This is a genomic window from Skermanella sp. (assembly GCF_059503625.1).
Map to the genome: position 1 here is coordinate 1 of NZ_JCACHA010000826.1, position 8,881 is coordinate 8,881.

Sequence of the window (8,881 nt, forward strand, 5' to 3'; positions counted from 1 at the left end):
ACGAACAGGGCGATGATGACCAGCAGGCCGACCAGGGCCAGTACACCGGCGGCCAGGGGCTTGAGATAGACGTCCATTTCCGGATCTCCGTTCTACATACAGCAACGCGCGAAATTCCAGCCTGCAAGCTACACGAACCGCTCCCCGGCCGGTGTTCAAACCATGGCCGCCGGTATGCGGCCTGTTGTCACAAGATGCCCTTCGGGCGTCGGATGCGGAACCGCTGCCTCTCCCCACGGTTTGCCTTGGCATATACCGTTCGATCCGATCGAGGAGCCGCGACATGGATCACTCACGCCTGTTCGCCCTGTATGGCAGTCCCGATAACGCCCTGGCGGCGCTGGAAGACCTGACGAACGCGGGAACCGGCAGGGATGCCGTCACTTTGCTCAGTCCGCATGCCGCCGGACGCCACGGAAGCGCCACGTCGGCCGACATCCCTCCGGACCGCCACGAGAGCAGTAACGTCAATGTCACGGGCATAGGACCGCTGGTGGCGATCGGTCCCCTCGGGGCTCAGCTGCACGACCGCGATATCGTCGCGGTGCTCCGCGACGGCAGCGTCGAACTGCGGGATGCCCAGACCGCGGCGGAAGGCTTGCGCCGGGGCGCCACCCTGCTGATCGTCGATGCTCCCCGTTCGTCCCATGACGGCATCCTGGAAATCGTGGACCGCCATCACCCGATCAGGCTGGAAAGCCTTGGCCCGACCTACCTGGAGCCGGGATGGAGCCGGGCCGACCGGGTCGCGGGCGACGAAGGCGTGCTGGAAGTTGCCGGCGACCTGCTGAACGTCAAGCGTCCGGGTGAGGACGGTGCGGCGTTCCGTCCGTTGGCGCCGGGAGAGGAAGAGCTGGGGCTTTCCAGATCGGGTGCCGAGAACCCGGAGGCCGGCAAGGGAGAAATCCTGGATGGTCAGGGGGCTGGTCCCGACCGGTGAAACCGGCTCGAACCGCTTCCTGAAATGACGAACCCCCGCGTGCTTGATAGCAGCGGGGGTTCTTGGCGGTTAAAGCATTACCGCAGTTCGGCGCAATGCCGTTCAAACTTGGTAGCATGTGAAGTGCCAATTTAATGGCATGTTCATGTAATCGCCGGCGGACTCATGGATTTTACTCACCCTCCAATCAATCGGCACTTGGCCTTTTTGCTGGATACTGGCCATATCGCAGGCCTCGGAGAAGTTTGTCCTGATCTGACGACCTCCTCGTTCTTGCTATACCTTTATGATGTGCCTTTGTCTTTAGGCTGTCAAGCGCTGCCCGTCACACAAAATTCATCGGGCTCGAAAAAAAATGCTCATTGGGTATGGACAAGGCCTCTCCGGCGTCGTAGTTACCCGGCCTCACGACGCGGGTGTAGCTCAGTTGGTTAGAGCGCCGGCCTGTCACGCCGGAGGCCGCGGGTTCAAGTCCCGTCACTCGCGCCATTCTCCCGAATGGCATCTTTCTGGATAAATCATCCAGCTTTCCGCACAAGATCCGATGGTCATGATCCTCGCCTTACGGCGAGTCGCGGTAATCCTCCCCTCGATCTGCAAGCCTATCGGTCGACTCCTCGCCTAAAGCGGTATCCCGCAAGCCCATCGACCGCTGCGCCCGATCCACCTGTTACCGCTTCTGATAAATTGGCCGTACGCCTCCCCACGGTGGGGAGCGGCGACTGATCGATGCCGTCCAGGGAACCCCATGAAGGGGACCGGACCAGGGGGGACGGAAATATGCGGATAGGGCAGCAAGCCCAGGGTCTCAGGCCGGACCGGCCGTTCTGGCCAGGAGCTGGCAGAGGGGCCGATCTCGACCAGATTTCAACGGCCCTGACACGGGCCGGCGCCGTCGTCGTGGTGACCGGCGCCGCCGCCATGGGCAAGACAAGGCTTGCACTCGAGGCGACGGCCCGGGTCAATGCGGCCTCGATCCCGTGCAGGACGGTCAACGGGGACCGCCACGACGACCTGAACGCGATTATGGAAGAAATGGCGCGGCTGCCCGAGCCGCGCTCCACCGACACCAGGGCGCGTGCCCTGCTGGTTGTCGATCGGGCCGAAGACGCCGGCGCCCAGACCCTGGAGCGGCTGATCCTGATCGCGGGCGCCACGTCCATTTCCGTGATGCTGGTCGGGCGGGCCGAACTTGTCGGCATGCTGGTCAGATCGGTGCCGGAACAGGTCTGTGACGCGATTACCCGCTACGTGGCGCTGGAGCCGCTGGACGCCGACCAGACGGCGGAGTTCGTGGCGCACTGCCTTGGTGACGACACATCGCCGGTGACCTGCGGCAGCGATGCGCTTCGCCGTATCTCCGCCCATAGCCGAGGTGTTCCCGGCATCATCGACAGGCTGATGACGGATGCCGTGCGGCTGGCAAGATTGAGCCGGAGCGCCCGGCTGACGGCGACGGTCATCGACATGATCGCCGACGAGGAACATCCGCCCGCCGGACAGCCGGATCCGGAAGTTCTGGCGCAATCGCATGTCCGGCTGGACCCGCCGTCATCGGCCGCCCCGGCTTTCCGGCGGAAGGCCAGACCGGCCGCCGCGCCGCAGCCGGTCCAGCCGCAGCCTGAACCCGACCGGTACGACGGTCGGACAGGATCGATGCGGAGGGTCCTGACAGGACTTCAAGGGGCACCCGACCCCCGCCATGGATACGACACCCGTTACGGACACGGCGGCGACTCCGCATTGCCGGACGAGGACGCTGACGTCGCCGACTGGCCGCGGTCTTCGGCGGACATGCTGCATCCGCCGGCCCGGCCGGCACGCCGGATCCCGCCCTGGGCCGGCGGCATAGCCTTCGTCGTGGTAGCGACCAGCGCCATCGCCCTGCAGCACTACCTGCAGTCTGGCGCACCCATCCTGACCCCGGCGGATGGACAGCGTGCAGTCGTAAGCTCGGTGCTCGGGGATACAGGCAGCCGTCCGGCGGCGCCATTCCCGGTGCGGCAACCGGATCCGGCGCAACCGGAAGCCCCGCCAAGTGCCAGCAGCGCCGAACAAGTGCCTATGGCGGACTATCTTCAGCGGGTGCAAGTGGCGGTGGTCGAGTCGCGCATGCTCAGCGCGCCGGCCGACGAAGGCGAGGCCGAGCCGTCCGCCATGCCGGAAGCAGCCGCCGAACCGAGCCCGGAGATACCCGTTGTCCAGGCACCGGCAACGGAGCCCCTGGCGGAGACCATGCCGGAATCGGAGCCGGTTCCCCCGGCGCCGGCGGAAAGCGTTCAGCCGGTCCAGGAACTGCCCGTCTATGAAAACGAAGCGATAGCCCCCGCGGAGCCCGGGTCGGCTCCTGCGGGAGCCATGCCGGCAGAGCCCGCACCGCCGGAACCTACGGCCGAATCCGTGCCCGAACCGGAAATCCCTGCGCCGGCGGTAGAGGCCGTCTCGCCCGCCGAGCCGGAAGAGATTCCGGCAGAAGCGGTTCCGGTGGCGCCCGCGCCGACAGCGGAAGGTCCGGCGGAACCGGCGCCGGCGGACAGAGCGGCCGAATCGGCTCCGCCTGACGCCGCCCAGCCGCCGGAACCGGAAACCCCGGCTGCGGAAATGTCTCCCCCGGCGGAAACCGCACCAGGCGATCCCGCTCCGAGCGAGCCGGTGGCATCGGAGCCGGAACTGCCGGCAGCGTCCGAACCCCCGGCAGCCGCGGTCGTTCCGGAAACCCTTCCGCAGGATCCAGCCACCGAGCAGACCGCGCCCCCGGAGCCGGTACCTGAGCCGACCATCGCGGAACCGGCGCCACCAGCGGCCCCGACCGCCGAGCCCCCGGCGGACATCGCCATTCCGGAGCCGGCCCTGCCGGAGCCGATCCCCGAGCAGGCTTCCCCACCGGAACCCGAACCGGCACCGACCCTTGCGGAACCGGCACCACCGCCTGAACCGGAACGGCCATCACCGGAACCGCCGGCACCTGCGCCGGCAGTCGTTACCGCTGCACCTCAGCCTCCTCCATCTCCGCCAACTCCCGCACCGGCAGTCCCGAAGCCGCCTTCCATCGCGGAATCGGTTCTCCTGGAAAGGGGAGACCGCCTGCTCGCCCTCGGCGATATCGCCTCGGCACGCCTTCTCTACGAGTCGGCCGCAGCCGGGGGCAGCGCGCGGGGCGCTCTGCTGGCGGGCCGGACGCTCGATCCGTCCTATCTGCGCAGCTTGGGCACCCGGGGCGTGACCGGAGATTCCGCACGCGCGGCCGAGTGGTATGAAAAGGCAGCCAAGCTGGGCGACGACTTGGCTGCGACCCATCTGGAGGCCTTGGGGCGCCGCTGACCTGGGCCGCCAGATTGACCTCGCGCCACTTCGCGTGGCGCGGGGGCCTCTGGAATTCTTCGAAGCGGTCGAAGAAAGCCTGGGTGAAATGGGCCACCTTGCGGTACCGGCCGTTGTCCGCGGGCCAGTCGTAGACCGCCATGACGGCACCGACCGCCACGGTGCTGACGGCGCCGCCATCGGCGACCAGTCCCGGGTAATCCTGATGGCCCGCAGAGGGAGTGCGGCGGGCGCCGGTCAGCCGGTGAACTGGGTCAGCAGGAAAAGCGCCGAGCCGACCAGGGAGGCGACGATGGTGCCGGAAATCCGGACATATTGCAGGTCGCTGCCGACCGCCGTTTCGACCCGGTCGGAAACGGTTTGGGCGTCCCAGCCATGGACCACTTCGGCGATGAAGCGGCCGATGCCGCGCCGCCATGGCAAGACCATCTCCAGGGCCAGCCGCTCGACGGAGGCGTTCAGGCGGGCCCGCATGGCCGGGTCGGCTTCCAGGGTCGCCGCCAGCGACCGCAGTCCCGTCGTCAGCGCCTCGCGCGTCTTTCCATCCGGCCTTGCCAGGTCGTCGAGGGTCAGATCGCGCATCTCGTCCCACAGGCCGGCCAGCCAGATCTGGATTTCCGGGCGGTCGAGCAACTGCGCTTTCGCGGCTTCCACCTGGGCGCGCGTGTCGGGATCGTCCTGAAGGTCGCGCGCCAGATCCTCGATCGCCAATTCCATCCTGATGCGGGTCACGGAAGCCGGGTCCAGCAGGTCGGTCAGGAACTCCTGCGCGCCCTGGCCGATCTTCTGGGCGACCCGCCGGTCGATCGCCTTCGGGATCCACCAGCCGCTGCGCTGTCCGACCATGGATTGCAGACGGCCCTGGTTGCGGTCCATCAGCGTCAGCGCCCAGGCTACGATGCGTTCCAGCAGCGGCTGGTGCTGGCCGCTGGATACCAGCACGCCCAGTATCTTGCCGAGCAGGGGGCTGACCTCGGCACCGCGCAACTGCTCGCCCAGCGCTTGGCCGAAGAAGGCGCGCAGTTCGCGGTCCTCGACCGACTGGATCAGGGTGGGCAGCGTCGTGGTCAGGCGCGCCGCCAGCGCTTCCACCATTCCCGGCGCATTCAGCCAGCGGACGACCCGGTCCGCCGGGTCGATCGACCGGAGCTTCGCCGCGACCAGCGAAGGCTCCAGGAAGTTCCGCTCCACGAAGCTGCCGAGCCCGTCGCCGATCCTGTCCTTGTTGGCCGGGATGATGGCGGTATGGGGGATCGGCAGGCCGAGCGGACGGCGGAACAGGGCGGTGACCGCGAACCAGTCGGCCAGGGCGCCGACGATGGCCGCTTCCGACGCGGCGCGTGCCAGTTCAACCCAGAAGCCCGGTTCGGGCACGAAGCGCAAGGCGGTGAACAGGGTGGCGGCAAGCACCAGCAGCCCGGTCGCCAGGTTCCGGTTCCGCCGCAGGAGGCGGCGCTGGCCCACTTCGTGGTCGGTATCCTGATCTTCAAGCATATTGGCCGATCATATCGGTCGGGCGGTCGTACTGGTCGGGCATCTTTTTTCGGCGATGGTCGCGTGAATCGGTTCGCGGCAGGTCCGCATCCCGGCAACACGCGTGGTGCTCTCCTGGTTGCCGGATGCCCGGACTAGGGCTATCGCATCGGCGTCAAACCGGATAGAACCGCATCTCCAGTTCGTGAGATCCGGCCAATTCAGCTTACCTTACCTTCCGTCGTCCTAACCCGATCGGGCGCCATGACCGGGGGGACAGGATCACGGAGATAATGAAACAGCGCGTTCACTTCATGGGGCTCGCCGCCACCGTCCTGCTGCCGCTGCTGATATTTTGCAGTGCGATGGTCTTCCTGTTCGACCGGCAGCAGCAGGAGCAGATCGAGCGCATGCTCGTCCAGACGGCGCGGACACTGTCCGACGCCGTGGACCGCCAGTTGATCAACCATGTCTCCGGCCTTGAAGCGCTGGCGACCTCGATCCACCTGGACGACGACAATCTGGCCGACTTCTCGATCGAAGCGGAACGCCTGCTCGACAGCCGGCCGGAGTGGATGTCGCTGCGCCTTCGGCGGGCGGACGACATCGCCCTGGTGGTGGTGGCGTCCCGTCGGCGGAGCGGCGGCACCCTGCCTTCCGACCAGCTGCCGCCGGCCGCGATGCAGGAACTGATCGGGAGGGTAGCCGCTTCCGGCCAGCCGGAAATCAGCGATCTCCACGTACTTGCAGGGGTCGAGCCATTCGTCTCCGCGGTGGTGCCGGTGAAGCGCGGCGGCGAGGTCCGTTACTTCCTGTCGGTCAACCTGCGGAGCGGCAGCCTTGGCGCCACGCTGGCCGGTCCGGCCATGCCCGATGGATGGGTCGGATCGGTGCTCGACCGCGAGCGGATCATTGTGGCGCGCTCGCGCCGCCAGGAAGACTTCGTCGGTCAGCCGGCTACCGAATCGCTGCAAAAAGAGATCGAGCACGCGTCCAACAGCTTCTTCTTCGCCCGCTCCGTCGAGGGGAATGAAGTCTACGGCGCCTTCACGCTGTCGTCGCTCTCCGGATGGACGGTGGCGGTCGGCGCACCGGCGGAAGTTGTGGCAGGTCCCCAGCACCGGTCACTGCTTACGGTATCGGCCGGAGGCCTGCTGTCTCTGGCGGCGACCCTCGGGCTGGCGGCCTTGCTGACCCGGGGCGCGTTGCGCCGGCAGGACATGGAGCGGCGGCTGGCGGCGCTGGAACACGAGCGCCTCGTCGAGCGCCGGCTGGGCGATGTCGCCGCCAACCTTCCCGGCATGATCTTCCGGCGGGTGGAACAGGCGGACGGAACAGTCCGCTATCCCTATGCGACCAGGGGCCAGGGGGGACCGGCACCCGCCCCGTTCGTGCCGGACCCGGAAGGCTGCGGAGACGAACTGGCGTCTCTGATCCATCCCGACGACCGCCCCGCCTGGGCCGCCGCCTTCGCCTTGCCAGCCGGAACGGAGCCTTCGCACCTCGAGGTCCGCGCCGTTCCCGATGCACTGTCCGAGGCGTTGCCGGATGGCGAAGCCAGTGGGAAGGCCGATGGGAGAAGGGTGCGCTGGCTCCGGGTCATGGCGCGTCCGTCGCCCCAATCCGAGTCGGGTGGAGGACGTGCCTGGGACGGCGTAGCCCTGGACGTCACCGACCTGAAGGAAATTCAGGACCGTCTGACCGACGCCCTCGAGGAAAGCCAGACGCTGCTTGCGGAAGTCCATCACCGGGTAAAGAACAACCTACAAGTGGTGTGGAGTCTGGTCCAGCTCGAGGCCATGCAGATCGACTATCCGGCGGCCCGTACCCGAATGGAGATCATCGGCCAGCGCATCAACGTCATGGGGCGGATCCATGAGCAGATCTATGCCCATCAGGAATTCACCCGCATCGACTTCAGCCTGCAACTCCGCGCGCTGACCGAACGGCTGATCGGTCCGCGCGGCCAGCCGGTGCCGATCGCGCTGGAAGTGACGGGAGAGCGCCTGTTCTGTTCGCTCGATACGGCCATTCCCCTGGCCCTGATCGCCAACGAACTCGTTTCGAACGTCGTCGCGCATGCTTTCCCGTCCGGTGCATCTCCGTCCGGAACGCGCGGAACGGTCCGGATCGACCTGAGCCGCCATGACGATGGCGCCGTCCTGACGATCGCCGACGACGGCGTCGGCCTGACGGAGGGCGGGAAAGGCGGCAAGGGGCTCGGCATGCGGCTGGTCGCTGCACTGGTCGGTCAGCTGGGAGCGCGCATGACCGTGGATGCCGGCGGAGCGCCAAGCATCGGAAGTTCGGCTAAAGATAGCCGTGATCCGGGTGGCGGAACCGGGGGAACCCGTGTCACAATAAAGGTTCCGGGACCCTGGTATGCCGCCGGCTGAATTTTTTTTGTCGAACTGGAGAGCGCACCTACTTTAGAAACAGTTTAGATTGGTGTGCCAGCCCGAAGAAAAACCGAGGAACCCATGCCCACGCGCCTGGAAGAACTGTGCGTCCAAAAAGGTCTGAAAATGACGGAGCAGCGCCGGGTCATCTCCCGAGTGCTGTCCGAGGCCACCGACCATCCCGATGTCGAGCAGGTTTACCGACGTGCGGTCGAAATCGATCCCAAGATCAGCATCGCCACGGTCTACCGGACCGTCCGCCTGTTCGAGGAAGCCAATGTCATCGAAAGGCTGGACTTCGGCGACGGCCGGTCGCGTTTCGAGGAGAATCGCGAAGAGCATCATCATCACCTGATCGATCTGCAATCCGGTGAGGTGATCGAGTTCGTCAACGAGGAGTTGGAGCGGCTGAAGGAGCGCATCGCCCGCGACCTTGGCTACGAGCTGATCGGCCACAGGCTGGAACTCTACGGCATTCCGGTGAACCGTCCAGCCAAGCAGTCGGGCGACAAGTGACGGTGTCGCGCCGGCAGGAGTCGGATGGGCAGGAGTCGCGCGGCCAGACGGCCGTGATCCGGACCTATCGGGAACTGCGCGGAAAAGGGCAGCCAGACCGATTCGCGCTCGAAGCCGCCCTTACCGTCTATTTTTGGCACCATCCCCTGGCACCGGCCGCAGAGGCCGGCCAGATCGTAGCCGGTTGGGTCCGGGCCAGTGGAACCGGCGATGCCACGTTTCACTGATCCCG

General features: G+C 66.6%; 5 protein-coding genes and 1 tRNA gene. 5 read left to right on the top strand and 1 reads right to left on the bottom strand.

Features of this window, described 5'->3' with window-relative positions; all coding sequences use genetic code 11:
• The first annotated feature begins 283 nt into the window (after positions 1-283).
• The 3 genes from AC5JJ6_RS29740 to AC5JJ6_RS29750 all read left to right on the top strand — a co-directional run bounded on the left by AC5JJ6_RS29740 (position 284) and on the right by AC5JJ6_RS29750 (position 4,261).
• A complete protein-coding gene (locus tag AC5JJ6_RS29740; protein ID WP_496045521.1) occupies positions 284-940 on the top strand; it encodes a hypothetical protein in 657 nt (218 codons plus the stop codon).
• Between the two features lie 412 nt (positions 941-1,352).
• Positions 1,353-1,429 (top strand) — tRNA-Asp (locus AC5JJ6_RS29745).
• 291 nt (positions 1,430-1,720) lie between these two features.
• Positions 1,721-4,261 (top strand): hypothetical protein, encoded by a 2,541-nt coding sequence (locus AC5JJ6_RS29750; protein WP_496045522.1) that lies wholly within the window; start codon positions 1,721-1,723, stop codon positions 4,259-4,261.
• A 237-nt stretch (positions 4,262-4,498) separates the two neighbouring features.
• Here the strand turns inward: AC5JJ6_RS29750 and AC5JJ6_RS29755 are convergent, their stop codons facing one another.
• Positions 4,499-5,755 carry a DUF445 domain-containing protein gene (locus AC5JJ6_RS29755; RefSeq protein WP_496045523.1) on the bottom strand — a complete coding sequence of 419 codons (1,257 nt, stop codon included), beginning with the start codon at positions 5,753-5,755 and terminating at the stop codon, positions 4,499-4,501.
• A 272-nt stretch (positions 5,756-6,027) separates the two neighbouring features.
• On the opposite strand from AC5JJ6_RS29755, the gene AC5JJ6_RS29760 reads away from it, so the two are divergent.
• On the top strand, positions 6,028-8,130 hold the full coding sequence (locus AC5JJ6_RS29760) for a sensor histidine kinase (protein WP_496045524.1): 2,103 nt from the start codon (positions 6,028-6,030) through the stop codon (positions 8,128-8,130).
• An 84-nt stretch (positions 8,131-8,214) separates the two neighbouring features.
• Entirely contained in the window at positions 8,215-8,649 is a 435-nt protein-coding gene (locus tag AC5JJ6_RS29765) for a Fur family transcriptional regulator (RefSeq protein ID WP_044429907.1), read from the top strand.
• Positions 8,650-8,881: the final 232 nt, after the last annotated feature.

Bases quoted from the DNA above. Each gene is read 5' to 3' on its own strand.
- AC5JJ6_RS29740 (WP_496045521.1), top strand. From the start codon at position 284: ATGGATCACTCACGCCTGTTCGCCCTGTATGGCAGTCCCGATAACGCC.
- AC5JJ6_RS29755 (WP_496045523.1), bottom strand. From the start codon at position 5,755: ATGCTTGAAGATCAGGATACCGACCACGAAGTGGGCCAGCGCCGCCTC.
- AC5JJ6_RS29750 (WP_496045522.1), top strand. From the start codon at position 1,721: ATGCGGATAGGGCAGCAAGCCCAGGGTCTCAGGCCGGACCGGCCGTTC.
- AC5JJ6_RS29760 (WP_496045524.1), top strand. From the start codon at position 6,028: ATGAAACAGCGCGTTCACTTCATGGGGCTCGCCGCCACCGTCCTGCTG.
- AC5JJ6_RS29765 (WP_044429907.1), top strand. From the start codon at position 8,215: ATGCCCACGCGCCTGGAAGAACTGTGCGTCCAAAAAGGTCTGAAAATG.